Origin of the sequence: Parapedobacter sp. ISTM3, assembly GCF_016533505.1 — a bacterium.
Classification (GTDB): domain Bacteria; phylum Bacteroidota; class Bacteroidia; order Sphingobacteriales; family Sphingobacteriaceae; genus Parapedobacter; species Parapedobacter luteus.
In genome coordinates, this window is record NZ_JAENGN010000019.1 from 1 (window position 1) to 25699 (window position 25699).

Consider the following 25699-nt stretch of genomic DNA (forward strand, 5'->3'; position numbering starts at 1 on the left):
CCCATGCAGGCATCACGTATGCTTCATCGGTGAATGGCAAGCTGTCGGCTCCACTTTTTTACCTTTTTTATCCTATTGATAACATGCAAGGGAAAAAGGATGCCGATAGCCCTTTTGAAATAGTAAACACCATTCCGGGGATCGAATTCAGTAAAGTCATTGGGGTCGATATTTTCACCATTTAACAGCGCCGCCCAGCGCCGAATAGATTTTTCTTCGTTAAAATAAGTGATCATTCGTTTCCGGCCGGTCTTGCCAAACTGAATGGCTTTCTCTTTATGTTCCAAGATATAGGTGATGGCCGATAAAAGCTCCTCTTCGTTTGCTGCTAAAAGTCCCCCGCGTTTGTTTCCAACAACTTCTAAAAGCCCTTCGGCTTTGCCTCCGATGACTGGAACCCTCAGACTCATTGCTTCCGCGGCAGACACACAAAACGTTTCGGTTGACCCATGTGCCGTCGCATTTGGGTTGACGACTACTACGGTACTTCGGCTTATGATGTCATAAAGCACTGTCTTAGGCACGCTGCCTTGAAATGCTACGTTCAGTTCCTTCGCAGATTCCCTGCTTCCGCCCAGTGGTGCTAAAATCCTGCGTTCGTATTCTTCTTCTGCAATCCCGTGAGGCCCAAGTTGCTGTGTTTTTCCGTATAAGCCGGGCGAACCGCATACGTTAAGTATATACGATGGAAAACGCCGGTGCACCTCTGGCCAAACATCCGCTAGATGGTGAAATCCCTTGCTTGCTTTCAGTGCACCGATATAGGTAATGAATGTTTCCTTGTGCTTGGTAGGATTCACCAGATAACCCAATCCGATAGCGTCTACAAAATTCAGAATGGTGACGGTTCGGTTAAATAGCGGATGATGAGCCATATTATAACGTTGCACATTGGAAACGCTGATAAGTTTATAGAAAGCGGGGCAATGATAGGCCTTAGTCATCCAATCAAACGATGGCGAGCAATGGGCCCAAGCGATAATTTTTGTGTGGTTATGTTGAGCGATTTGGAACAATCGGTACTGTACCAAATCTTCTTCGGCATTAAATACCAAAAAGTTGATCTGATTATTGTTGCAATAGTGATAGGCATCAATCAGGTCCTTGACTAAAACGATGGCGGTTTTTTCTTTCTGGCTAACGGGTTTACTGGTCGAAAGGAGATGTACGCCTTTATGTACACCGGCCAACTTCGTGTAAACCCGGAGCAATATACCATCGGTACCAGACAATGCCTGTTCGGATACATTGAGCGACCATTGGCGGCCAAGCCGTGCGGAATCAAAGAAAAAAGCTGCTTTCATGTCGTGCGTTAAGGATGTGTTAATGTGTCAATATTTAATAGCATAAACGTTTTCACTATACGATTTTATGGATGTGACCATTCGCGAAGCAACTCGCTCCATAGTAAAATTAGTCTCAAATACGTGTGTTGTGGCGACGGAAATAGCTTGTTTTTCTCCTTGGTTTAGGTTAAGCCAACGCTTCAGCATGTTGTAAACCCCGTCTCCTGTGTCCGTGTCGACCAACCCCCCGCCGCCTTCCACGACTTCCCGCCAGATGTTTACCTTATCGCTGATCAATACCGGTTTTCCACAAGCCATAGCTTCGACAATGGCAATGCCGAAATTCTCCTGATGGCTAGGCAATACAAATAGCTCGCAGTTGTATATCGCGCCCCATTTGGCTTTGCCGGTCAGCATTCCTGTAAAATGAATGCGCGGATTATCTTTCGCCAGTTGAAGAATATATCGTCCGTATGGCGTATTAAGGCCCGGCCCAGCTATAACCAAATTAGGAATATCTACATATTCCGACAACACCCTATTATAGGCGGAAATCAGCAAGTCGACCCCTTTCTTGGGTACTATCCGGCCAAGAAAAAGCCAATAAGGTCTATCCGGTAATGCGGAGGGCATGGTTGATGAGTAAACGGGTGGAAAAGGGATTCCCAAACCCACATTGAATGTAGCTTTGGGCCTATAACCTAAAAAGGTTTCCTTCGCAAGGATCTTTTCCTGCTCACAAGTAAAAAAAAGTCCGTCGGATTTATTGATTAAGTTTTTCTCAACCAAATGCCAGACGAAAATGTTACGGATTGCCTTAAGGCGTCGCCCTCTTGCTTGCTGGAAATAGGGATCCAGCATACCGTGTGGCATGGTGAATAACAGCGGCTGGGTTTTTTGCGAGGTACTAATCGCCTTCACAATGGCATAGCTTTGATATTGCCACAAACCATGTACGATGATGACATCGTATTTCTGTAGATTAATCGTTATCCATTTCAATAAATCTTTATGGTATTTCCAAGCCGATTTGCCGGGACTGAGCGCGTGCACAACATAGGGTTTGTTTCTAATATAACTCTCGAGAGGGTTATCCAAACATAAAACCTCTTGTTTTACGCCCTCATTTTCGGTTGCAATTATAAAACTATGAACTGCGGTAGCCACGCCGCCACTTTGCGGGTCGAGCGTGGAAACTAAATGGAGAATGTTCACTGCTGCTAAATTTTTAAAGGTTTATTTTGGTTCGCGTTGTCTACCTATAAAAAATCCGTAATCGACGCCACGGCATTTCTCGTTTGATTTTCAATGGAATACCTCGAAATTTCACGAGCCAGCTGTGGGTTTTCCGCCGTAAATACGCTGAGCAGCTCCTTTGCTTTGTTCTCCGAGCTGTTCTGGTGCGCCCACTCCCAGCATTTTCGCTGAAGTGATGCGTATTTTTCCTTATCCAGTCGATTGATTTGTCCCATCAAGTCATCATAATCGTGATATACAATACAGTTAACTCCTGCTTTCAGCCCATGAGGTGCACAGGTATGGGGCTTTCGGTCTAGGTCTTTAAAACAAATCACGGCACCGTTTGCAGCCACTTCATAGTGCCGCAGGCAGTCCCATCCTGCGCGCATGGTCGTGATTCCGAAACGGGCGTCTTGTAAATCCTGATAATATTCGATTTCGCTTTGGAAAGCATAGGTGGTGGTGGACCCTGGTATCTTATCCGCCAGTTCATTGTCGACTATGTGTTTCGGGAAGTCCTTTTTCTTTTCGGGGAGCTGGCCGACAATTTTTTCTTCCGGCACACTAAAGGAAATCGACCGAAGGTTTTTAGCTGAAGGCAACCTTCTTCGTACCGGAGCCGGTAACAAACGTGCCGCCGCATTGAAATAAGTATCATCCGTCCACTCTCGTTTAAAATAAAGAAAAGGCTTATGGGCCTTCGGAAGAAACCAATAATAAGGTCTCCGCCACCAGCGCCCGCGGGCCGGGTAGGGCTGCGAAGTATCTAACCCATCCATGATAATCGTATTCCGCTTCGTCAACCATGGTCGGAAGTGCACGAACAAGCCAAACTGACGTTGTATATCCCCGAATATAATGAGATCATAGTACCCGTTTTGGAGTTTGTACTCAATATTAAACCGATCGATAGGAATGTCATCCAGCAAACCCGTATACAACGTGAACCCCTTTCCCCGCACTTGTGACAGCACATTGTCCGGGCAATTTTGGTAAAGTATTTCGCATTTTGGATAATCAATACAATCGTCACCAAAAAGTGCACGCAGGCCGATTAAGATGCCATCACCTAAATAATCTTCGACGGCACTTGTAAAAAATAAAATCTTCATTAGAATAAATTGCTTGTGGATGATTGTTTGTTTTAACTGTATCAATTGGCCACTACGTTATGTTTCAAATGGCAAAGAAGCTTACGTAAGCTGGACTTTCGGCAGCTCATGCAGGTTTCATAGCGAAACGCGGTTTTGGTTTAGTTGTAGGAATGTTGTATGAAAGCAAGCCTGGCCAGATCTTGCTTATCAGGCGTTATGTGCTATTTTTTAGGAGGGTGAACAGCGAATTTATGTACCTTCTGAAGTAATTCGTGGTACTTGCTTTTCCAATATTGTTCGTTGAACTTTTCCGTTGCTTTCAACGCTGTCTGAGGGTTCAAACGATTCTTTTCGAAAACGCTGCGGAACTCATCATCAGAAAAAAGTTCAGGAAACTCTTTCGAAAAGTCATATTTAATCGCATAGCCAATCTTGAAGATGATTTCAGAGCGCAAATTGGGCTTATCAAACCAGTTATAAATCGAGCGCCTGTCTACATTTAACAAACGGGCTAGCTCACTAATGCTAATTTGATGAACCCTTATAACACGTTCTATCGTTTTACCATGGTGTTTTCCGGTCTTCATAAACGTTGGTTTTAATTGTAATAGGTACTTTACTATGATAAAAAAAGAACAGTTACCATTAGTAAAATTTAGCTTGGACGATCGGCGTTAAAAGTGAATGGCGAATTCAGCAATCAGTGGTACGCCAAAATTGAATAGTGATCTGCAAACACCGGAACTGTATAATTGCTCGACTTGGTTCAGCAGCATCTCATTATATTTTTCCAATAATGCGATGTATTTATGTTCCCAGCGATCTCCGCTCCGGTCTAAGGCCGCGGTTTTTTCGGGGTTCCGAAGGCATATCTTTTTACTGAACTCCTCGGGACGAAAAAGTTCAGGAAATTCCTTTGAAAAATCATACCTAAGCGCACATCCAATCTTAAAAATTATTTCCGGTCGAATCCTTGGCATGTTAAACCAATTATAAATAGACCTTCTGTTAACATTCAAAAGCCTGGATAACTCGCTTATATTAAAACCATTGCTGCGAATAACGTGTTCCAAGATTTGACCATAATGCTTTTCCATGTCGTATAACAATTAGAAATGTGTTGCAGAATTCGTCAGAAATACCCTTTATTTATTGATTGTAAGGCAAATTTATCTCTTTAAAAATACACATTACGTTGAAAAAATAATGTTTCGATTAATAAATATAACATAACCCAACACAATTTGACGATTTATTTAAACTACTGACCGAGCTGATTCGGGCATCAATCCAAAGAACGCGTCCTGTTGCCGGATTAGTTGGTCGATGAATCGGCCCTCTGGCAACAAAACATCATCATAGGTAAGTACTCGGTCTTTTGGCACATCCTTCCTAAGTATGCAGCCTTCAGCTGCGCCGATAGGAAGATAACCTTTTGCAGCCCGGACTGGGGTGTTCTCACAAAGGCCATACGTCATGTAGTGCCCGATACCATCCAAGATGGATCCGGCTGTCAAATCGATTTTCGCCGCCGCCACGACTTCTACATGAGGTTTGTTCATCGGTTTCAGGGTAGCGTCGTTGAACAGCACCGCCCTTGCCACCGTGTTCGGAACCTCGAAATGGCAAAGGTGATAGGGCGTATAAAACAAGTACAGTGGCCCTTCCCCAAGCTTATAAAGATGCAGATAATGTTGCTGCATGGGATGGTCGTGCGTGCCTAATACGAACACGCCAGGACCTGGTTCTGCACCCACCACGTAGTCCACTATCCCTTCTCCGGCCAATAATTCGTCTAACGGAAATAGGCCGACTGCTTCTTTTAGCGAGGTGCCGGCGGGCACCGTAGGGCCAAGCATCCCCAGTTTTGCTACACGCATACCTGTACCATTGGCAATGACGGCTTGTTCGAAGGAAATCTTGCTGCCGTCTGCAAAAGAGGTGACCATGGCCGGCTTCTGTCCCCATTTTTTAGCAAACCCTTGTTGGGTCGTTGGATTGCGATATGGATCATGGAGCCCCTTGATATTGCCACAGAGTACGGGTTTGACTCCGATTCCTTTGACAAAACGATATAGGTTCATGGTTACTCCCGGTTGATCGCCATCCGCATTGGTGTATACGACGCCAGTACGTTGGGCAAACACACTTAAAATAGGGCCCACGGTACCATCAACTTCAGCATTCATGGAGACGACGTGTTTTTTGTGCTTGATGGCCGTGAAGATTACCGTTGCCGCAAATTCAACGGTTCCTGTTACTTCAATGATTGCATCGATTCCTTCGGCCTCGCATAACAGTAACGCATTATCAGTAACCGCAGGTTTTTGCTGTGCAATTAGTTCTTCTACCTGCCGCACCGTACCGGCCTCATACACAGCTGGAACTCCCGCCAATGTATACGCATTCCTGGCCTTTTCAAGGTTTCGGTTGGCAATTGCTACCAGCTCCATTCCAGGTGTATAGCGGCAAATCTGAAGAGCTATGCCCCGGCCCATAAAACCGGCGCCTATCATCGCTACTCGAATGGGCTTACCCTCGCTTTGACATTTTGCTAAAGCAGTATCTATAATAATCATCGTTATAAACTTTATTCAGTTAAAGATTTTTATTCCATTGAAAAAGGGCATGCGCCTGATCTTTTTCAGAGATAACAACTGGATTTATGGGCCATTGAATTCCAAAGACGGGGTCATCCCAACGGTAGCCCCGCTCATGGCCTGGCGTATAAAATTGGCTCACTTGATAACAGACATCGGTATGGTCTTCCAACGAAATAAAACCATGAGCAAAACCTTCCGGAACATATAACATCCGGTAATTTTCGGCTGTTAATTCGACGCCAATCCAATGGGTAAAGGTTTCCGAATCTTCTCGCATATCGACAATAACGTCATAGATAGCACCCCGCGTGCAACGCACCAACTTGGCTTCTGCATAGGGAGCTGCCTGCAAATGCAAGCCGCGGAGTGTGCCTTTTTTTTTGTTAAAACTGAAGTTCGTCTGTACAACCGTGCTGATGAGTTGGTGTGCGGCAAATTCCTTTTGACAATAGCCCCGGGCAAAAAATCCACGCTCGTCTTCAATGGGGTTTATATCGACAATGTAGGCACCTTTAAGCTTGGTTTCTTTGAAAATCATGATATACTAAATTGGTTTCAAATCTGGGTGGGTTATGATTTGTCCATGTTAAGTCGGCGTTTAACCTTTCTTCAATCTGTAACTTGTTCAACACGCGCAAACGGATAAGGGGCGATTGATAAATATCATAGCTTTTGAAATCCAATGAAACAAGTCCTTCCACGAGTTCAATAATCGTTTCTTTCAAGGTGAAAACAGGTTGATGATCAGGAGCAAGCTCGGCAAATTTATCGAAATTAACCCGATACGATCGTTTGTCGGGCACAGCGTCCGAATTGATACTGATAGTCGTGTCGGGGATGATGTTGGCGACAGCTTGGGCCAGCGCCTTTACCTGATAGTTCCAGGCATTGCTCCCTACGTTGATGGCAAGGAAATCCCCTCCATTTGTCGCAGGCCTACAGACTGCCCATTCGATTGCCCTGGCCATATCACTGACATGGATAAGCGGACGCCAGGGGCTTCCATCGCTCATGATTTTAATGTGCCTTTTTAGCACGGCGTTGGCTACAAAATCATTCAAGACAAGGTCTAACCTAAGACGGTCACTCATTCCACAAGCAGTTGCAAAACGAAGGGAGGTGACCGTAAACTGTTCATCCGCCAGAGACGCTAAGGCTTGCTCACTTTGTACTTTAGATTGCGCGTAAGTTGTGAGCGGATTAAGGTCGTCCGTTTCCACTTTATCTGCACCATCGGCAAAACCATAGATGCTGCAACTGGAAGCAAAAACAAAATGACGCACCCCTGCTTGTTTCGCCAACGTCGCAATGGCAATGGTCGCGCGATAATTGACATCAAGTGTGACATCGTGGTAGGCTAATCCCATGGGGTCGTTAGAGATGGCTGCCAGGTGTACAACGGCGTCAATCGCCGTTAGCACATCCGGCGACAGCGATCGGACATCTCCGAAGATTTGCTGGTTGAGCTTGCATTCAGGCAATACGTCGGCATTGGTTATGCATGAGGCGAAGTAACCCATGTCATAGCCAATCAACGTCGCTGTCGGAAATGCATTTCTGAGCCGATAAATCACACCCGGGCCGACATAGCCCATGTTTCCTGTAATTAAAATGTTCATATTTTTAGGATTTAATGTTATCAACAGCTGCGTACAGGAGTTTCTTGGCGATGTTCTTTTCCAGCGATTCTACATGCCATGGCGCTACGCCTTTTTCCCACAGTTCCTCAAGCACGTTCTTATCGCGGAGGGTATCCATGGGTTGCCAAAAACCAGTATGCCGATAGGCAGATAATTGTCCTTTGTTGGCCAAATACTCAAGCGGTTCACGCTCCCAGACGGTGTGGTCTCCTTCTATATAATCAATGACCGAAGGTTCGAGCACAAAAAATCCGCCATTGATCCAAGGCATCTCATGCCCTGCTGGCTTTTCATGAAATGAGGAGATCTGAATGTCTTCGGCTCCTAAATTAAATGCACCGAATCTTCCTGGCTGTTGGACTGCCGTCAGCGTGGCTTCTGTACCGCAAGCTTTATGGAATTTTATCAGTTCATCGATATCGACATCGCTAAGCCCATCACCATAGGTCATACAAAAGGTCTCATCACCGATATATTCCCGTACCCGTTTAAGCCTCCCTCCCGTCATACTGTGGTAGCCGGTATGCACCAAGGTGACGCGCCAGGGTTCGGTGTCCTTTTTATGCACTTCGAGGCTATTTTTCGCCAGATCAAACGTTATATCAGCATTATCAATATAATAATGCGAAAAATACTCTTTGATAACGTGCCCCTTATGCCCACAGCAAATAATAAAATCATGAATACCGTAGGTCGAGTAGATTTTCATAATATGCCACAGGATCGGTTTGCCACCGATCTCTACCATCGGTTTGGGGCGTATACCACTTTCTTCGCTGATACGGGTACCAAAACCACCCGCTAGAATAACTGCTTTCATTAGTACTGGATTTAATTAATCACCTATATTTATTGGTTCTTTCCGCGTGTGCACTGTTACACGGCGGTTTTGCGACGCTATTTTTCAAGAGGTGTCCTGCTCTGTACCCGCAAAATACGGAGCGCGCTTCGGTAGGTCAGTTCCTGTTTCCTGTTGAAGAATACGTAGATGAGCCCTTCGAACAGCATCCGCCACTTGGGCCAGACAATTGAACCGCGTGTGTTTATGAATGTGCGGATAAAGGCAAACTGTCCATGTAACATGCTTCGAATCCCCGTCCTATAGAAGCTGGCACAGACCTCCTGATTAAAATAATTTACCAAACTCCGTTTCTCGATAGAAGGCGTCAACCGGTCGATTAACAGCTCGTATACCGTTATTTTTTCTCTCAATGCTTCACATTTCCGATTCATGTAATGCGTGGCCGTCCCGTTATGCTGCCGTACATAAACGATGGGTACTTTCTGAAAACCTATCGCAACGCTTTCCGAAGCCCTCAACCAAAACTCAAAGTCCCCTACTGTAGGAAGTCCTTGGTCGAAATACCCCTTATCCGCGATCAATCGGGTACGCACGGAAATATTAGACAAGTTGCCAACAAAATTGCCAAAGACGAAAAACCATAAGTTGGCCATTTCCGGGGTGATGACTTCGGGAAGAAACTTGTTTTTTAGTTTGGTGATCCGCGAATCGGACGGGAGCTCGTCCGTAAAGCACGCAAAGCCCACTGCCGGCCGCCCATCCCAAAATTGGACGATTTGCCCGAGCGATTTCGAATGTATAAAGTAATCGTCAGCACATAAAATCTGACTAATCGGGGCCTGCGCCTGTTCGAACAGGAAATTTAAGTTTCCCATGATTCCGAGATTTGTCGGCTGTTTGAATACCCTGATACGCTCGTCATCCAATGTATCCAAGTACGCTCTTGTTCCGTCAGTAGACCCGTTGTCACTGATCAATAGCTCCCAGGAATCGAATTCTTGCATCAGCACGGAATCCACACACTCCCTTATATAAGGGAGCCCATTCCATACGGGTGTAATGATAGAAATAGTCGGAGAGCGTTTCTGCTTGTGCATATGAGATTTAATAAATAGCGTTCAACGTCAGTAGAAAGATCTATACAATGTGGCGATAAATGGTCTCTATACAGTTGAGCGCAGCATTTGTATTGAATCGCTGTGCGTTTTCAACACAATCAGCCACGATTTTCTGGTAGTCCTCCTCGTTCAATTCCAGTACGCGTTCGATTAGCCTACCTGCTTCAAAGGCCCAAATTTCAGCTTCTTCAGGATGGGATGGCCGCCTGGGAATGTAGATACCTGCTTGAGCGGCAACTTCTGTCATAGGTGCCTGATTGGTTGTTATGACCGGACTACCACAAGCCATGGCTTCGGCAATGGGCCAACCAAAACCTTCGGCCAATGAAGGGAATAGAAAAATCTGGGCGCCGGCATACACAAAGACCAATAGCTCGTTATCTACGTCGGACATAAAGTAAATATCCCGTTTATATGGCGACCGGTTATAGGCATCAGCTAATCGACTGTCAGGTGTGGCACCGACCATCACCAAAGGCAATTTACGTTTGGTAAAAGCGCGCCAAGAATCGTATATCTCCAATACCCCTTGCCGGTTTTTGTACCAGTGATTGGAGCCAACGTGCAGCAGGTAACCGCTTCTCAAGTTACGCCCCAGTCGCCTTCCCAAAATAAGCCGGGCGAGTTCTTTATCAAAAGGCTGATAGTCCTCGTTGAGCCCATTGTAGACAACTTTTGAAATAATCGGATCTTTCCTCAAAAACCGGTGAAGGTCATTACGTGTCTTCTCCGATACGGAAATAAAGTTCTTGCCCATCCGGAAGCCACGCCTAATGTAAGCTTGCAAGACTTTCCCGGTAATACCCGTGGGATTTTCCTTGATTTCTCCAAGCGCCGACTGTTGCGCTAGGAAATCGTGGCAATGGATGACGTGGGGACGTTTACGGAGCAAGGGCACATAAGGTCCAAGGGCCTGATCTGTAAAAACAAATAGGGTATGCTTAGGGCATGTCTTTAGGCGCCTTTTAATCGTTATCGGAAAGACGAGGTATTGATCAATGTATCCCAACCATTTTTTCAGTAAAGGGTGCCTGGTTTGCCTGAAGAAGAAATCATCAGCAGTCCAAACTTCCACATCGTGGCCTCTTATTTCCATACCGTCTTTAAGTAATTTAGTGTACTGCGCTATACTTCGATAGCCCAAAAAAGTGGGATGCGCTACCAGTACAATGTCCATATCGTTAAGTTGATAGATTAGCGACTCAATACATCGAAACCCGCCGTGTCCGTGCCTCACGCAGAAGATAAAGAATATGCCTATAGTAAGACAGGTTGTAAATCGACGTGGGACAGGATTTCTTTGCAAATCATCTCGTTGCCAAGCCCCAGTTTTCGAACTTTCTCCGCGCCGGCCTGCTTAATCCGCTCCCTTAAGGTATCGTTTCGCAAAAGGTGTTTACAGATTAAGGCACAGTCCTGTGCGTCAGACCAAAATACAGCTTCTTTCCCCGGAAAATACATTGCGACATGTTCGGGCGTTCGCTCGGCACATAATAACCCTCCCGCATAAGGTATTTCAGCCGAGCGAGTGGTATGTTGGTCGCGATTGCCTTTGGAAACAAAGCCCAGGCAGATCTTTGCACCCTGAATCGCAGCCACATAATCCCTACCGCCAAGCGCGGCTCCTCGGTAATACGGTTTTAGCCGTTCCCAATAGGGCGATTTCGGCCATCGATTCCCCCAAATGCTGACGGAGATATCTTGTTCGATCAGCGTACATAAAAATCGGTCACGGTTTTCATTTTTCATCCATGTGCCTATAAAGGTCACATCCGAGCGGTATTTTGCGGGAATATCCGCAGGATTGTCGAAAGGCCTGTGTTCGATTTCGTCATAACTTCTATACACGCGAATCACCTTCTTTGCTCCTAAAAGCTTGCATTCCCGTTCGGTCTCTTTCCGTACAACCACCACCAAATCGTAATGGCGTATTGCTTTCAATAGCGTCTTAAACCGGCCTTTGTCCCGGCGTCCCGTAGGGTCGTCAATATTGTAAAGGATGACTGGGCACTTAAACGATTTTAGTAATGAGAGACAAGAAACGCCAAAAAGTTCGCCGCTGTCTACCCAGACGATATCATACCTTGTTGTATCTTCCAGCAGACGGCGAATCCATTTTTTGAGCTGCGCCTGCAAGGCACGATATCCCGTCCGGTAATGAATGTAGTTGAGGACATTCGATTGTAGCGACCGTTTCACAGCATCGAACGGATTGACAATCCGAACATGATACCCCAAACGACGAAGTGCGGTTGCGCGATGGGCTGAAGTAGAAAAGGGATCATTGTCACCTAAGTATAGTATCTGTATCATATGGAATTTATTTCGACATAAATAGCTTGTGTACCATGTTTGTGAGATGAAAAAGCATAAAATAAAGAACCATCAGTTGGAACCAGCCCCTAACCAGAAAAGTAGCGAGGGAGATGACACTTTCTGAAGGAAGAAATAGGAAAACAGAAGTGATATTCAATAACGCACAAAGGCTAAATCGATGTTCGATGTAAACATAGTCCGTTGGATGATACCCTGCCAAGTAGTTCTTTACATACAAGATATCGAGCAAGAAAAAAACAGGAACAAGTAAAACGCCGAATACCAAAAGATAAAACCAACCGAAGGCCGCAATACCTGTACCTGACATGTGGCCGGCTAAAAAGGAACCCAAATATATTGGATTCTTGAGAACCAGGTAGCGCAGGTAGTCACCGTACGACATGCCGCTTACTTCCGTTTTGTCGACGTTGATACGTAGTAGGTTTAGAAAAGGCTGCGGAAGCTCCGCCCATATTTTATCGAGCGAAAACTCCAGCATGTTGTTTTCTTCCTGCTTGACCCGAGATGCGAGTACAAGGCTCATGTCGTTGAATTTTAAGTTACAGAAGCGGGCGAGAAAAATATTGTCCAAGTAATACTCATCCCATTCCTCCAGTTCATTGAAGTCTTGGGCTTCGTCGCGGAACGCTGCTATGGCCTTATAGTCCTGTACGGCCTCCATAGTTTTCATGATAAGCTCATGACGGGGTATGTCATTCCTTTCACCGCGAACCAGCACCATAGCGACCCCCAAATCAGATATCGGGCCGGTAATCAGCCAAACGCCTAACACAACAATCAACACATTCTTGAATGTCAATATTTTAAATTTATAAATACCGAGAAGCAACCCCAATGCGTAAGTAAAGCCTATCGCCGTGAATCCCATCATAAAAGCACCACGGCTATTTCTTCCCATACTTACCAGGAAAAGCAAGAGGGTGAAGATTGCCAGCATGAGTATAAAATAGGGCGGGTTGTTTTTTGTCTTTCCATAAAGCCTTCCAAATGGAATGGCATATGGCGCATAGCTGAAGGGCATTAAACCCTGAATAACCCTGTCGGCAACACTCACATCAGCACCTTCCTGCGAAGAAATAAAAAATACGCTGTACGCCATTGCCCCTAAACCGACACATCCCATAAGCCAGATTTGCAGATTAGAAGGCGGTGTAAACCATCCGCCCTTTGCCAGTAGTTTTACACCCTTGGAAATCGCCGAGACCTTTCGGTAGGTAAATGTCCGGTAAATCGCGTGCGTCAGGATAAGGACACATAGCTCCGCCAAGCTATGGAAAAACACCTCGTAAGGAAGAAGCAAATTAAAAATCAAGGACTTCCCTTCGATAAATGTAAAAACAACAGGAAAATAAAACTGGGTAAGGGCGAAGGCAATGACCAAAAAGGACGTGAGCGGATATCCCCGCAATATAGCGGGTTTGAAATAAATTGTTGTAATCAATATCCACGCTAAAACGGAGGCGGACAACGCGCTTAAGTTTTCGAAGCTTGGATAAAATGATAGTTGTAAAAAAACAAATAACGCCAATACACCCCATGACCAAGCGGTAAGTTGGTGTAAAAACACGTCGCCTTTCAACAAATAATAATACGGCGGTCTCCACAAAGAAAAGGAAGTATTTAGTGTCAAAATGCTCGGAAATTACAGATTAACGGAATCTTATTCATTAACGTCTTGGCCCGGTCCCTGGCCAACAGGGGAAGTTCTTTCCAAAAGCTGACCGTGTTGGCAACCAATGCAACCAACCCGATGGTGACCAACACCCATCGTGATCCGGGCCAGTAAACCATGGCAAGGGAGATGGTACCTGCAATAATGACCGCCAACAATGCCAAGGTAGCTATTCGTTTGGGCCACATCAGTTGGTTCGTTTCAAGCCATTTGATAGCCACCTTGAAATAAGCTGCTGTCATGATCAATTCTGAAATCAATAAAGCCAGTCCCGCACCCTTAATTCCAATCCAAGGCACCAATAAAAATACACCAATAACCAAGATGAGTGCAGCGCCTGTATTGATAATCAATTGCTGCCTCAATAAGTTATTGCCCAAAACGATGGCTATTGCGGGCTGGGCCAGGGCATAAACCAAAACCCCTATCGAGAGATATGCAAACAAAGCCGGGTCAAAATCCAATTTACGCCGTGTCCAGATGGCGTATAGCGGTGTAATAAACGCCTGTAAAAGCACCACCATAGGAGCCATCACCCCCACGAGGATCATCCATACCGTGGAGAAAGCGATCTCACTTCTTGCCTGATCACGTTGATGTAAAAAACGCATCAGCTCCGGCATCAATGGGTCGGTAATACTATGCAGCCCCTGCATGGCAAAATTCGCACCGGTGCGTATGGTAGTGAAGGTAACCAACGCCTGCGTGCCGGCCAAGGAGCTGACCATCAATCGCACCCCCCCTACCTGCCAATTTTCAAGCAGGCTTTTCCAAGAGAGAGCCAGCGAATTTACCCAGTTTTGAAAGCCGAGCCTTAAATTCCATCGATTAAATGGTATTCCTTCCTTCTTGAACAAGGAAAACATATCCACGTAAAGGAAAAAGTTGACCAGCCAGGTAGACAGGACCAGATTAATGCCCGTTTGAAGTAGCCCAGCTCCGAGCACTACACCTATTGCTGGTATCAGGGCGTTGGCAAATGCCATGAGCACACCCCACCAAGCCATACGAGGATAATAGTCAAACGCATACAACGCACGTCCGCAGATCCCGCCGGCGCTACCCGTAAGCATCCACGTTGCGCTTTGCAGCATCAGAACTATACCAGCGTCGCGGAGCAGCTGATCGTCGAGATCGATAGCCGTAGACAATAGCTGTCCTAAACGATTGGATAGGCAGATAAAGACAACAACGACTAATTGAAATGCACCTAAAAAAAATCCGATGATCATGCCCGAACATAAATGAAGACCCAGTTGTTCCCTTTGAGGCTGTAGCCCCAACTTCAGGAATTTATAGCCCAGATAATTTTGGTGGCCAATATCCAGCATGGTCAGTAACGCCTGAAAAGCCCAAACAGCCAACCAAACCCCGTAGGTCTCAATATCCCAGAACGATAAGTACAGTGGGACAATAGCCAATTGGGAGATCAACGTAATGATGATCTTTAACCATGCAGCTGTGGTACCGGAAACAAGTCGAGAAAAAGCTGACATAATGAAAGTAGGTTGAGATTCCTGATTTTTCGGCTTTTTAGATAGAGCTTATCAAGGAAACTTAACAACGTGGTTAGCAATTTAGCGGGGCGTTGTATCTCAGACGGATACAGTCCGTTTGAATTTCCAGTCTGCTGAAGCAGCAGTTCCCAGTCAAAACTCCATATGTTATCCAAATGAAACCGTTTACAACCATGCGTCTTGAACAGTTTTAACACCTCCAAATCTTGCCAGTTGAAAGAAGGATCCGGAAAATTATTAAGATCAACATCTATCGTATGGTGATAATTAATCCAGCTTTCAGGTAGTGGCTCTATCCGTTCTGCGTAGTTTCGCTCATACGTATCCGGACTATAAATGTATCGACGCAGGTAAAAACGACTGGTATGCTTTATATTTTCCAGCGCCGAGTAATAACGCAACTTTGCAAGACGCAAGTTTAACCGTGCACAGAAAAAGTGCATAAACTTAAGTTCTTCAACATACACATGTTCTCCGGACGGGTTGTTGGGCACCCGACGGGAGTGGATCAAATCCGGTTGATGCGGGCTGCCGTCATCGATATAGCCCAAAGGGAAATAATGAGCGTATTTTTTGCCCCGGATACATGCTTTATTGCCATATAATATATCCGGCCGCTCGAAGTGCAAGGACGTGCCTTTTGGCAACCGCTTTAATCTGGCCCATACTTGGGTCATTTCCAAGCTGTCGGCGCTGACAAGCTCATCGGCGTCGAGTCCGAGCAGCAGCCTGGTGTCTTTTGGGAAGTGCCTCCTCGCGGTTTCTATTAATAATAACTGCCGATGGTCTTCATTAAACTCTTTGGAATTGTTTTCAATGCGTATTACTTTCGGAAATGCCCTGCAGATTTCGGCGCTGCGATCACTGGATTGCTGGTCGGCAACAATAATGCAGTCAGCAAACAAACTGGTTAATGTAAGAAACTGATGGAGAATCCAATCCTCATTTTTTATGGGCGTCAATACAATGATTTTGGCTTCGTTGTTCATTTACATGAATTGTTTTTAGGTGGTGAAACTTGTCTGCCTACCGCAGGCAGGTATTTCTGCGGCAGGCACAAGCTATGATGTGTTTGCTTTAATAAGCGCTAAAAACGTTTAAGAAAGTCTCCGAAGACCGTATGACCAAATTTTTGTTTAGTCGAATCGTAATACCCATAATCGATATGGTATCCGAAGTGATTGGTCATCATGACGCCGTTGAAAACGATATTCATATTGGGCAATTTGTGATTCCGATAAATCTCATCGATAAATTTCAATTCTGATTTCGGTGTGTAGTTATGCCTGACCACGTAAAGGCACACATCGCAGTAAGCCGCCAGAATCATTCCGTCTGTCACTAAATGCACGGGCGGAGAGTCAATTAGTATGTTATCATACTCTTCCCTGAGCTCATTGATAAGCTGTTCCATAGCGACATTGTCCAGCAATTCCGAAGGGTTGTCCGGCACCGGCCCAGATTTCATGACGTAAAGCAAAGGATGCACGCCGGATGGCTTGATGACTTCGTTTTTGCTGACTTCCCCTTTCAATAAGCTGGTCAATCCAACGGTCTCTATCTTTAAGTTGAGCAATCTGGTCAGTTCTGGTTTTCGGAGATCGAGTTCGAGTACGATGGTTTTTCTACCGGAAGCTGCCAAGGATGCGCCGATATTAGCGGTGACAAAACTTTTACCTTCACTAGCAATGCTGGAAGTCAGCAGCGTCACTTTACCTTTCTCTTGCCTGCCGTACAGCCGCATTAAGTTTGTTCGTAATATACGCATTTGTTCGGCGATAATGAGCCTACTATTGTCGAATACGACTATGGCATTCTGTTTGTCGTTTGAATGGCTTAATTCACAAATAATCGGCGCGCTGGTAGCCGAGGTAATATCTTCTCGTGTCATGACCTTATTGCGTAAGGACTCCCGGATATGGATAATGCCGATAGGCATCAGGAAGCCGAAAAGAAGCGCAACAGCAACCGGGAAGCTTTTTCCGCCATTAGGCTCGTCATAATAGGGCTGCTCGATGATTTTCATCCCTGCAAGCGTAGAGGCATAGCTTAATGCGGTCTCCTCGCGTTTCTGCAACAAGTACACATACAGTCCCTCTTTGATACTTTGCTGCCGCTTGATGCTCATGTATTTCTGTTCCTGAATGGGCATGCTCCTTATTGAACTTTCGATTTGTTCATTGTTGCGCTGCAACTGGCGCTGTGTCACGACCAACGAGTTCTTTATGCTCTTGATGTAATCATTCAAGGCGACCTTTGTGCTGTTGATTTGTTTATTCAACGGAATAAAAATCGGATTGCCCTCGGGTGTCGTAGCAAGTAACCGCTCTTTCTGCAACTGTAGTTTTGTTAGCTGATCCACTAAACTGATCAGCCCGGGGTCTTTAATACCGATGGTAGCCGGAGGCGTGCTGCTCCCACCCGCCGTAGTAAACCGCTCAATATCCTCTATCACGTTTAATTGAACGTTTACTTCGTTCAGAAGCGCATCATTTTGCTGGACATTGTCTAAAAAAAACTGCGATTTTGACGATATATCAGTCAGCCCGACACTGCTCTTAAAGCCTGCGACGTTTTGCTCCGCAGCATTAAGTTCACCTGTCAAGGAAGTCAGCCGCTCGTCTAAAAATTTAAGTGTATTTTTGGTCTCCAATCTCTTATCTGTGACATTGTAATCTTCATACGCTTCAATCAGCATGTCTAAAATCGCGCTCCCCCTTTCAGGAATCACATCGGTAAGGGAAAGATCCACAATCGGATCTACCTTATCCAGGGTTACCATAATCTCTTTTTGGTATCTCGTCACAACTTTATTCGGATCGCTGACTTCGATTCGGATAGTTTTTCCGATGAAGGAATCAAACCGATCAGTCTTGGTCAGTTTCCAACGGCCGAAGTCATCGGACAACGTATCATTAAACGTAGCTGAAAGCTCCGTTCCATCTTTTTTCTTCAATGTGAAGTGAGTCGAATCGTCAATGGTGATTAAGTATGTGTGATCTTTCTTAAATAGCCCGGATGGCTGCACCATTGTTAACTTTAACGGCGTATTTTTCCATAAGTCGCGTTTTCGATAGTCGGTATGGAAGTAGTTGGTCCACAACTGAAGCCTGGAGACGACCGAGAGAATCAATTTTCTCGACTTAAGAACCTCTACTTGGCTTTTTACTTCTTTCTTTTGCACATTGAAGCCCAACTGTTGCACAGCCAGTTTATCTGCAGTCGATTTTGCTTCGTCCGAGAGCGTCAGTTTGGCTCTTACCGTGTACGCAGGCTGGCGGTAGGAAATGTATAAAAATGCCCCTGCAAGCGTAAAGAACAGGCATAGCAAAAACAACGGCCAATGATAGAGGTACTTCGATAGCAATAATCTAAAATCTTTCGGCTTGTCCTGCTCTATTAAATCGGCAAATTGCGGCGGTAGATTCAAAAGTTTCGCGTCCATGGGAAATAGTTATTTAATCAACGTGTAACAATAATGGCAACGATGGAAGCAGCAGACAGCAGGAGACTTAAGATTCGGTAGTTTCCATCAACTGAGGCGTACTTATTCCTGCCCGCTTCCACATAAATAATATCATTGTTTTTGAGGTAATAATACTCTGAATTAAAGGTTTTTCGCCCGGCTAATAAATCGATGGGCACGAAGATCCGTCTTCCGTCCACCTCTCGGATCAATAAGATATTGCTCCTTTTTGCCGTTATATTCAGATCACCGGCCATCCCCAACGCTTCATTGATGGTTATCCGTTCGCTCAACACGGGATATACATCGGGCTTTAAGACATCGCCCATTACCGTTATCTTGAAATTCAGCATCCTTACAACCACGGAAGGTTCCTTTAAATAGGGAAGCAGCTTCTCTTTTACCTCCTCGGCTATTGCTGCAGTTGTTTTTCCGGCAACGGCAAGTGTACCGACCATCGGCAACGAGATGGTCCCATTTTGATCAACTAAATACCCTTTGTCGGTATTCGCAGTATCTGGCCACGCTATGGGGTTTAGACTGGTAACCGAAATAGATAAAATATCGTTAGGCTGCACCGTTACAGGTGTAAAATTCTTAATGGCTTCTTCAGTTTGCTGTCGCCTACTGATATCCTGGAAATAAATGGTTTTTTTATAGAAACTGCAAGAAGTGGCCCCGAGAAGACATAAGAATGCAATGCTTAAGTTTAAACAGAATCTGAACATAGTGATTGTTTTTTTTAAGAAAAAAGATTAATTTAGTCAAAACTGACTAATAAAGAGTAGTTTACAAGAACCGAAAGAGTTATCGGTAACGATTTAGTAATGGTGCTTACTGCACTTGCTTTCATTCAATTACCTTGTAAATCATTATTGCAAATTTATAAAAAATAAAGGTAAAGCATTGAAACTTTACCTTTATTTTTCGTCTTGCTCGTCCATTCTTTTGATAAGTGCATCCCGAAGACTATCAAGGAACTTCGTTCGGTTTATCTTCCTGCCTTTCAGTTCCAAATAGGAATGATAGAAATCCCCTAAGTCAATATTAAACATATTTTCAAAGGTTTTGGCTATGATTTTAATGTCTGCATTACCGTTGTCAATCGAACCTTGCGAATGCAGCGAATATATCAACTCGATGAGTGAGGTCTTGCTGCCCGTCCAGTTTAAAGGCGGGTTTTCCCAAATTCTTTTCTGACTGTTGTTATTCAACTGGTCTTCGAGATAAACCTGTATCAAATCATTGGCAATAATCTTGGCTACTTTGTAATCGTGTGAGGTTGTAAAATTGTGGTCTGCCTCAAAATAATAGGTGTCTAAACTTAGCTTAATATCGTGTTTGCCACGTACAAAGTATTTGTTATCAAGATGGGTGCTGTTGGTTCTGTAATACTTGTAAAATTCCAGATTGGCATCGAAGTACCGCTTGATTTTGGAAAGCTCAATATTGAGGTATTTCCTGATAATTTTATCCCCTCCACGTGGTCTTTTTGTTTCAATTTTATAAATCGAATTGAAGAAGATAAGTTTTGAAACTAACTGCGGCTTTAGCTGCTTGAAAAACAATATTTCTTCTTCCGCATCTTTAAATCCCTTTTCTTGAATGTGCTTCTTTACCTCTTCAATCTTCTGCAATACCAGCACAATAGCATTTTCATACGATACCAATGAATTATTCTGCTCGTAGGTCAATTCACTTATTCTATCGTCTAATTCGTTTATTATAGTATGGCAATAATCTGTCATTGAAAGCGGAATTTTAAGTATGATACCAATAAAAAGGATAAAATGAGGCAGTAATTGCAGGTATCCTACAATAAATTACCTCATTTCAATATGTTTGTTATAGTATGCTTATAGGAAAGCCATATCCGCTTTCACTTTTGAAACTGAATAGGGCTTGTGTATTAAACCATTAAAGGTTCTGCTTTAAAGCCTTTTTTCTTAACGATGGCAACTATTTCATCTTCTGTAATTCCCTCTGATTTTACGGTTAGAATTTTGTCATTGTTAGCTGTATCTACATTCCATTCGCAGATACCGTCCGCTCCGTCCAAATCAGCTTTTACTTTTGATACGCATCCACCACAATTAAGGTTGGTTTTGAATTGAAATTCTCTATTTTCCATTTTTTTGAAATTTATTTATAATGTTTTGTACTGTTGCAAAATTCAGCATAATTCCAAAGCCTGCTATTGTGATATTTCTTGTTTGATTTGTGACTTTTACTGATTTAGCCCGTATTATAAAAAGCAAAAAGGTCATAGCAACGCTACAACCTTTCCCAATCTTGTATTGAAATGCTTTAGTAGATGAGCGAAAGCCCTACACCAAAGCCCATATCACTATCATAGTGTGTTCTGATACCGATATGCCTTGTCAGGATATACCGCAGGTCTGCCATATATTCCAAATCGGTATTGACCATAAATCCGGCTCTTAGTCTTCGGGAGATAGGTATATCCTCACGCATTAACGATACACGAAAAATCCCATCGTGATATACTTCTGCCTGTACATTAACGAGCATTGGCAGGGTGTACATTACACCCAAGCTGACTGCTGCCCGGTTGTCCTTTTTATTGACCTGTCCGAACAGGTTTTGCTCGTGTTCGTCCATTCCCATTTTGCGGTATCGCCAATCGAAACCGATAAACGGCATCAGCCATTGCATTTTACCGATGTAACGTCCTAAATGGGTTTCTACTTCGTAGCCGTGCATATCGTTGTAGCCTAAACGCCATTCTGTACCCAAACTGTAACGGGCGTTCATCAGCATAGCTTCCCCGTCTATACCGTTGATGGCAAAGTCGCTCTGTGCCATTAAGTGTGGCATATTGCTTTCCCGCTGTAACATTTTATAGGCTTTTTCCTTGTTGGGCAATTCGGGATTTTTATAATCGTCCACTGCAAAAACCCTGTTCATTCCTGCCATCATATGGTACAGGATATGGCAATGGAAAAACCAATCGCCCTCGGTATTGGCAAGAAACTCGATGGTATCGGTTTCCATCGGCATAATGTCGATTATATTTTTCATCGGTGCATTTTCGCCGTGCTCATTCAGCACCCTGAAATCAAAACCGTGCAGGTGTATCGGGTGGCGCATCATTGAGTTGTTGTGAATGGTAATCCTCAAAATCTCGCCTTTCTTTACAGGTATTTTGTCGCTTTCTGCCAAGACCTTATTATCCATACTCCAAACGTAACGGTTCATATTTCCGGTAAGGGTAAATTTCAGTTCTTTTACCGGAGCATCTTTTGGCAATGTGGTATTGTGTGGCGATTTCAGCATTGCGTAATTGAGCGTTACTATATTGCTCAACGCATTGGCATTATAACGGTTGGGGTCTTCGTCCGTATTCATTTTATGGTTTTCCCCGTGATGCTCCATTGGCTGCCCATTGTCCTTAGCTTTCTTGCCCTTTTCTTCGCCTGTAATTTCAGGATACATTACTACGTTCATATCCATTTGGTTAAGGCTCATATTCATTCCCATATCGTCAAGGTCGCCGTTCATCTTCATCATATCATTCATCATCTTCATACCCTCAAAATATTTCAGGCGTGGCATTTCCCCAACATATTGTTTTGTACCGCTGCCAATAAAATAGCTTGTGGATTGGGTACGGTCTTCGGTAGTTGCCATAAATTCAAAGGCTTTACCGTCTTCGGGAATGGTAACGACTACATCGTAAGTTTCAGATACAGCGATAATCAGCCTGTCCACATCCACAGGTTGCACATCGTTGCCGTCGCTTGCCACTACGGACATTTTACCGCCTGCGTAGCGAAGCCAAAAGTAAGAGGATGCACCGCCATTAGAAATCCGCAAACGCACTTTGTCGCCTGCTTTTAACGGCTTGCCGTCAATGCTTTTCAGGTCTGTATGATGATTGCCGTTCATCAGCACACGTTCGTAATATACATCGCTCACGTCCATAGCCAACATACGTTTCCATTCGTTGGTCAGCTTGGTTTTGAATTTACCGCTTTGGATGGCTTCGGCATAGCTTTGTGTTGCGCCTTTTCTTATGGCAAACCAATCGCTTGCATTGTGCAGCATACGGTGTACATTGTTGGGATTGAGGTTCGTCCATTCGCTTAGCATTATGGGAATTTCCGGCAAATCGTCAATGCCTTTCCTGAATGTTTTGTCATCAGCCCTTTTGTGCATTATAAAGCTGCCGTACATACCAATCTGCTCCTGCAAGCCCGAATGTGAATGATACCAGTGCGTTCCGGTCTGAATAATCGGGAAACGGTAAGTATAGGTTGTGCCGGGTTCTATGGGCATTTGCGTTAAGAAAGGTACACCGTCTTCTTTATTGGGCAGGAATAGCCCGTGCCAATGCAGGGATGTACTTTCTTTCAACTGGTTATGGACAACAATTTCTGCCGTGTCGCCCTCTGTAAATTCAAGCGTGGGCATTGGGATTTGCCCGTTTACAGCGATTGCCCTTTTTTCTTTGCCTGCGTAGTTTACAACCGTATCTCTTACATACAGGTCGTAATGGACTACTTTTTGGGCAATGCTGACTTGTGATATAAAGAGTGCCAACAGGGTTAGCGGCAACAGCTTTTTGTGAAGAAATTTTTGATTATCCATTTTAAAAATAGCATTGGTTATAAAGATTAAAAGGCATTGCCTAATGAGCAATGCCTTAATGGGTATTATTTAGTTTCTGCAACTTTACCACACGTAAGCATAGATGAACCGTAGTAAGGATTTTTGATGTCCTTTTCTTTGCTCAACCAATATGCTTTTTTCATCGGGCAATACTGGTAGTAAACTGGTTGGTTTACTTTGTCGGATGGTTTTACCAGTTTCCACATTATGGTAGATACATCATTGAAAGCGGCTCTTTGCTTTTCAATGTTGTTGCCTGCCTTGCTTAATTTCTCGGTGGCTTTCTGCAATTCTGCTTTCTGTGCAAAATTGTCTTCGCTCTTTACGGCTTCGTTCAGTGCGGAAATAGCGGTGTTTGCCGCCTTGCTGTCACTGCTTACCAAAGCATTTTTTACGCTGATATAATTGTTCAGCAGGTTGCCTGTATTTTGTGCAAAAGCAGAAAATCCAAACATCATTACGGTTATTGCAACTATTAACTTTTTCATTTTTTGTTCCTTTTAAAGATTAGTGAATTGCTGATGGTATTATGCTGAAACAGGTTCAGCTTTAAAACCTTTTTTCCTGATGATTGCGACAACCTCGTCTTCGGTAATGCCCTCTGCTTTTACAGTCAGTATTTTATCGCTGTTTGTGGTGTCAACGTTCCATTCGCAGATACCGTCTGCGTTATCTAAATCTGCCTGCACTTTTGATACACAGTTACCACAGTTAAGGTTTGTCTTGAATTGAAGATTTTTACTTTCCATTGTATTGAACTTTTAATTGTTTTTGTTGGTACAAAATTCGGAACATAATGCGCTATGCTGTTTGCGATATTCCTTGTTTGATTTATGATATTTACTGATTATACCTCAAAAACGGTTCCGCTTGTAATATTTCGGTTTTGTTTTGTGACTTTTACTGATTATGGTGTTGGTTCTGAATAAGCGGAATACATTTACCGCTTAATAACGCTAACTGATTATAAAATGTCTATCAAAACCTTTCTCTCGGTTTTGCATCGGGCGATGTTGTAGCTCGGGTTCAGGAACTAAAACACTATTGCACAATCCCACTTGTGCAAAAACCTTTATTGCAAAATCACACATAACATAATTTTTAAAAATCATTATAATGACAAACGATTTGAAAAACGTTGAATACGGCTTGGATAAAATATTCGAAGGTGCACAGGACTTTTTACCGATTTTAGGAACCGACTATGTAGAGTTTTATGTAGGCAATGCGAAGCAGGCTGCCCATTATTATAAGTCCGCTTTCGGATTTCGGTCAGAGGCTTATGCCGGACTGGAAACGGGAATGAAAGACAGGGCATCTTACGTGGTAAAACAGGATAAAGTACGGTTGGTCTTAACTACCGGAATGCGGTCTAATTCTGAAATCAACGAACACGTTAAAAAACACGGCGATGGCATCAAAGTGGTTGGTCTTTGGGTGGAAGATGCCCGCAAAGTCTTTGAAGAAACCACATCGAGAGGTGCAAAAGCCTATATGGAACCTACCGTAACCACAGATAAAAACGGCGAAGTGGTACAATCGGGTATCTATGCGTATGGCGAAACCATTTTTATGTTTACCGAACGCAAAAACTACAACGGTATTTTTATGCCAGGTTATGAAAAATGGGAAACCGAATATAATCCTGCTCCTGCCGGACTGAAATATATTGACCATATGGTGGGCAATGTGGACTGGAACCAAATGGACACCTGGGTAAAATGGTTTGAGGATGTAATGGGATTTGAAAACTTTCTGTCTTTTGATGATAAGCAGGTTTCAACCGAATATTCTGCCCTGATGTCAAAAGTAATGGCAAATGGTAACGGCAGAATTAAGTTCCCGATTAACGAACCCGCAGAGGGCAAAAAGAAATCGCAGATTGAAGAGTACCTTGAATTTTATGAGGGCGAGGGTGTTCAGCATATTGCGGTAACTACGGACGATATTGTAAAGACGGTAAACGACCTTAAATCAAGAGGTGTTGAATTTCTATCAAGACCGCCACAAGCGTATTATGATGCTATTCCAGACCGTTTAAAAGCGCATATGCACCGATTTAAAGAGGATATAAAGGAATTACAGGAATTGGGTATTTTGATTGATGCAGACGAAGAGGGCTATTTATTGCAAATCTTTACAAGACCTGTGGAAGACCGCCCTACATTCTTCTTTGAGGTTATCCAAAGAATGGGTGCAAGAGGTTTTGGCGCAGGAAATTTTAAGGCTTTGTTCCAGTCTATCGAAAGAGAGCAGGAACGCAGAGGTACGTTATAATTCTATAATTTTCTTT

The 25699-nt window shown here is 44.0% G+C and carries 23 protein-coding genes; 1 reads left to right on the plus strand and 22 read right to left on the minus strand.

Annotated features, from left to right (window positions below; all coding sequences use genetic code 11):
- Positions 1–23 precede the first annotated feature (23 nt).
- The 22 genes from JHJ32_RS19605 to JHJ32_RS19710 form a co-directional block, all read right to left on the minus strand.
- Entirely contained in the window at positions 24–1304 is a 1281-nt protein-coding gene (locus JHJ32_RS19605; protein ID WP_200122117.1) for a glycosyltransferase family 4 protein, read from the minus strand.
- Between the two features lie 27 nt (positions 1305–1331).
- On the minus strand, positions 1332–2339 hold the full coding sequence (locus tag JHJ32_RS19610) for a glycosyltransferase (protein WP_370584551.1): 1008 nt from the start codon (positions 2337–2339) through the stop codon (positions 1332–1334).
- A 206-nt stretch (positions 2340–2545) separates the two neighbouring features.
- Positions 2546–3637 (minus strand): hypothetical protein, encoded by a 1092-nt coding sequence (locus JHJ32_RS19615; RefSeq protein ID WP_200122119.1) that lies wholly within the window; start codon positions 3635–3637, stop codon positions 2546–2548.
- A gap of 203 nt (positions 3638–3840) precedes the next feature.
- Positions 3841–4206 (minus strand): hypothetical protein, encoded by a 366-nt coding sequence (locus tag JHJ32_RS19620; RefSeq protein ID WP_200122120.1) that lies wholly within the window; start codon positions 4204–4206, stop codon positions 3841–3843.
- Between the two features lie 87 nt (positions 4207–4293).
- Positions 4294–4716, minus strand: coding sequence for a helix-turn-helix domain-containing protein (locus tag JHJ32_RS19625; RefSeq protein ID WP_176146073.1), 423 nt, complete (start codon positions 4714–4716; stop codon positions 4294–4296).
- 159 nt (positions 4717–4875) lie between these two features.
- Positions 4876–6198, minus strand: coding sequence for an NAD(P)H-dependent oxidoreductase (locus tag JHJ32_RS19630; protein ID WP_200122121.1), 1323 nt, complete (start codon positions 6196–6198; stop codon positions 4876–4878).
- Positions 6199–6217: 19 nt separating this feature from the next.
- Positions 6218–6760, minus strand: coding sequence for a dTDP-4-dehydrorhamnose 3,5-epimerase (rfbC, locus tag JHJ32_RS19635; RefSeq protein ID WP_079715361.1), 543 nt, complete (start codon positions 6758–6760; stop codon positions 6218–6220).
- On the minus strand, positions 6735–7841 hold the full coding sequence (locus JHJ32_RS19640) for an NAD(P)-dependent oxidoreductase (RefSeq protein WP_079715360.1): 1107 nt from the start codon (positions 7839–7841) through the stop codon (positions 6735–6737). Before JHJ32_RS19640 ends, rfbC begins: the two co-directional genes overlap by 26 nt.
- Before the next feature lie 4 nt (positions 7842–7845).
- Positions 7846–8682: a glucose-1-phosphate cytidylyltransferase gene (gene rfbF, locus JHJ32_RS19645; RefSeq protein ID WP_079715359.1), complete on the minus strand. Its 837-nt coding sequence runs from the start codon at positions 8680–8682 to the stop codon at positions 7846–7848.
- Between the two features lie 77 nt (positions 8683–8759).
- Complete coding sequence (locus JHJ32_RS19650; RefSeq protein ID WP_079715358.1) at positions 8760–9761, minus strand: glycosyltransferase family 2 protein; 1002 nt, start codon at positions 9759–9761, stop codon at positions 8760–8762.
- 40 nt (positions 9762–9801) lie between these two features.
- Positions 9802–10959 carry a glycosyltransferase gene (locus tag JHJ32_RS19655; RefSeq protein ID WP_079715357.1) on the minus strand — a complete coding sequence of 386 codons (1158 nt, stop codon included), beginning with the start codon at positions 10957–10959 and terminating at the stop codon, positions 9802–9804.
- A gap of 80 nt (positions 10960–11039) precedes the next feature.
- Positions 11040–12095, minus strand: a complete 1056-nt coding sequence (locus JHJ32_RS19660; protein ID WP_079715356.1) for a glycosyltransferase — start codon at positions 12093–12095, stop codon at positions 11040–11042.
- A gap of 7 nt (positions 12096–12102) precedes the next feature.
- Positions 12103–13560, minus strand: a complete 1458-nt coding sequence (locus JHJ32_RS19665; protein ID WP_139378500.1) for a hypothetical protein — start codon at positions 13558–13560, stop codon at positions 12103–12105.
- Between the two features lie 185 nt (positions 13561–13745).
- On the minus strand, positions 13746–15287 hold the full coding sequence (locus JHJ32_RS19670; RefSeq protein WP_200122122.1) for a lipopolysaccharide biosynthesis protein: 1542 nt from the start codon (positions 15285–15287) through the stop codon (positions 13746–13748).
- Positions 15239–16297 (minus strand): glycosyltransferase family 2 protein, encoded by a 1059-nt coding sequence (locus JHJ32_RS19675; protein ID WP_079715353.1) that lies wholly within the window; start codon positions 16295–16297, stop codon positions 15239–15241. Before JHJ32_RS19675 ends, JHJ32_RS19670 begins: the two co-directional genes overlap by 49 nt.
- A gap of 98 nt (positions 16298–16395) precedes the next feature.
- Entirely contained in the window at positions 16396–18753 is a 2358-nt protein-coding gene (locus tag JHJ32_RS19680; protein WP_079715352.1) for a polysaccharide biosynthesis tyrosine autokinase, read from the minus strand.
- A 17-nt stretch (positions 18754–18770) separates the two neighbouring features.
- On the minus strand, positions 18771–19502 hold the full coding sequence (locus JHJ32_RS19685) for a polysaccharide biosynthesis/export family protein (RefSeq protein ID WP_200122123.1): 732 nt from the start codon (positions 19500–19502) through the stop codon (positions 18771–18773).
- A 192-nt stretch (positions 19503–19694) separates the two neighbouring features.
- The gene (locus JHJ32_RS19690) at positions 19695–20522 is read right to left on the minus strand and encodes an RteC domain-containing protein (protein ID WP_200122124.1); all 828 of its coding nucleotides are present in this window, start codon (positions 20520–20522) and stop codon (positions 19695–19697) included.
- Between the two features lie 161 nt (positions 20523–20683).
- The gene (locus JHJ32_RS19695; protein WP_120182572.1) at positions 20684–20905 is read right to left on the minus strand and encodes a heavy-metal-associated domain-containing protein; all 222 of its coding nucleotides are present in this window, start codon (positions 20903–20905) and stop codon (positions 20684–20686) included.
- A 176-nt stretch (positions 20906–21081) separates the two neighbouring features.
- Complete coding sequence (locus JHJ32_RS19700) at positions 21082–23385, minus strand: multicopper oxidase family protein (RefSeq protein WP_120182571.1); 2304 nt, start codon at positions 23383–23385, stop codon at positions 21082–21084.
- 65 nt (positions 23386–23450) lie between these two features.
- The gene (locus JHJ32_RS19705; RefSeq protein WP_120182570.1) at positions 23451–23894 is read right to left on the minus strand and encodes a DUF3347 domain-containing protein; all 444 of its coding nucleotides are present in this window, start codon (positions 23892–23894) and stop codon (positions 23451–23453) included.
- A 39-nt stretch (positions 23895–23933) separates the two neighbouring features.
- Positions 23934–24155: a heavy-metal-associated domain-containing protein gene (locus tag JHJ32_RS19710; RefSeq protein ID WP_120182569.1), complete on the minus strand. Its 222-nt coding sequence runs from the start codon at positions 24153–24155 to the stop codon at positions 23934–23936.
- 367 nt (positions 24156–24522) lie between these two features.
- Between JHJ32_RS19710 and hppD the strand changes: the two genes are divergently transcribed.
- On the plus strand, positions 24523–25683 hold the full coding sequence (gene hppD / locus JHJ32_RS19715; RefSeq protein ID WP_200122125.1) for a 4-hydroxyphenylpyruvate dioxygenase: 1161 nt from the start codon (positions 24523–24525) through the stop codon (positions 25681–25683).
- Positions 25684–25699 lie beyond the last annotated feature (16 nt).

What these genes read in the sequence shown, in the direction of transcription:
- JHJ32_RS19655 (WP_079715357.1), bottom strand. Translation starts at nt 10,959, where the DNA reads ATGGACATTGTACTGGTAGCGCATCCCACTTTTTTGGGCTATCGAAGT.
- JHJ32_RS19705 (WP_120182570.1), bottom strand. Translation starts at nt 23,894, where the DNA reads ATGAAAAAGTTAATAGTTGCAATAACCGTAATGATGTTTGGATTTTCT.
- JHJ32_RS19605 (WP_200122117.1), bottom strand. Translation starts at nt 1,304, where the DNA reads ATGAAAGCAGCTTTTTTCTTTGATTCCGCACGGCTTGGCCGCCAATGG.
- JHJ32_RS19695 (WP_120182572.1), bottom strand. Translation starts at nt 20,905, where the DNA reads ATGGAAAATAGAGAATTTCAATTCAAAACCAACCTTAATTGTGGTGGA.
- JHJ32_RS19690 (WP_200122124.1), bottom strand. Translation starts at nt 20,522, where the DNA reads ATGACAGATTATTGCCATACTATAATAAACGAATTAGACGATAGAATA.
- JHJ32_RS19660 (WP_079715356.1), bottom strand. Translation starts at nt 12,095, where the DNA reads ATGATACAGATACTATACTTAGGTGACAATGATCCCTTTTCTACTTCA.
- JHJ32_RS19670 (WP_200122122.1), bottom strand. Translation starts at nt 15,287, where the DNA reads ATGTCAGCTTTTTCTCGACTTGTTTCCGGTACCACAGCTGCATGGTTA.
- JHJ32_RS19640 (WP_079715360.1), bottom strand. Translation starts at nt 7,841, where the DNA reads ATGAACATTTTAATTACAGGAAACATGGGCTATGTCGGCCCGGGTGTG.
- JHJ32_RS19710 (WP_120182569.1), bottom strand. Translation starts at nt 24,155, where the DNA reads ATGGAAAGTAAAAATCTTCAATTCAAGACAAACCTTAACTGTGGTAAC.
- rfbF (WP_079715359.1), bottom strand. Translation starts at nt 8,682, where the DNA reads ATGAAAGCAGTTATTCTAGCGGGTGGTTTTGGTACCCGTATCAGCGAA.
- JHJ32_RS19650 (WP_079715358.1), bottom strand. Translation starts at nt 9,761, where the DNA reads ATGCACAAGCAGAAACGCTCTCCGACTATTTCTATCATTACACCCGTA.
- JHJ32_RS19680 (WP_079715352.1), bottom strand. Translation starts at nt 18,753, where the DNA reads ATGGACGCGAAACTTTTGAATCTACCGCCGCAATTTGCCGATTTAATA.
- JHJ32_RS19685 (WP_200122123.1), bottom strand. Translation starts at nt 19,502, where the DNA reads ATGTTCAGATTCTGTTTAAACTTAAGCATTGCATTCTTATGTCTTCTC.
- JHJ32_RS19620 (WP_200122120.1), bottom strand. Translation starts at nt 4,206, where the DNA reads ATGAAGACCGGAAAACACCATGGTAAAACGATAGAACGTGTTATAAGG.
- hppD (WP_200122125.1), top strand. Translation starts at nt 24,523, where the DNA reads ATGACAAACGATTTGAAAAACGTTGAATACGGCTTGGATAAAATATTC.
- JHJ32_RS19625 (WP_176146073.1), bottom strand. Translation starts at nt 4,716, where the DNA reads ATGGAAAAGCATTATGGTCAAATCTTGGAACACGTTATTCGCAGCAAT.
- JHJ32_RS19615 (WP_200122119.1), bottom strand. Translation starts at nt 3,637, where the DNA reads ATGAAGATTTTATTTTTTACAAGTGCCGTCGAAGATTATTTAGGTGAT.
- JHJ32_RS19630 (WP_200122121.1), bottom strand. Translation starts at nt 6,198, where the DNA reads ATGATTATTATAGATACTGCTTTAGCAAAATGTCAAAGCGAGGGTAAG.
- rfbC (WP_079715361.1), bottom strand. Translation starts at nt 6,760, where the DNA reads ATGATTTTCAAAGAAACCAAGCTTAAAGGTGCCTACATTGTCGATATA.
- JHJ32_RS19700 (WP_120182571.1), bottom strand. Translation starts at nt 23,385, where the DNA reads ATGGATAATCAAAAATTTCTTCACAAAAAGCTGTTGCCGCTAACCCTG.
- JHJ32_RS19675 (WP_079715353.1), bottom strand. Translation starts at nt 16,297, where the DNA reads ATGAACAACGAAGCCAAAATCATTGTATTGACGCCCATAAAAAATGAG.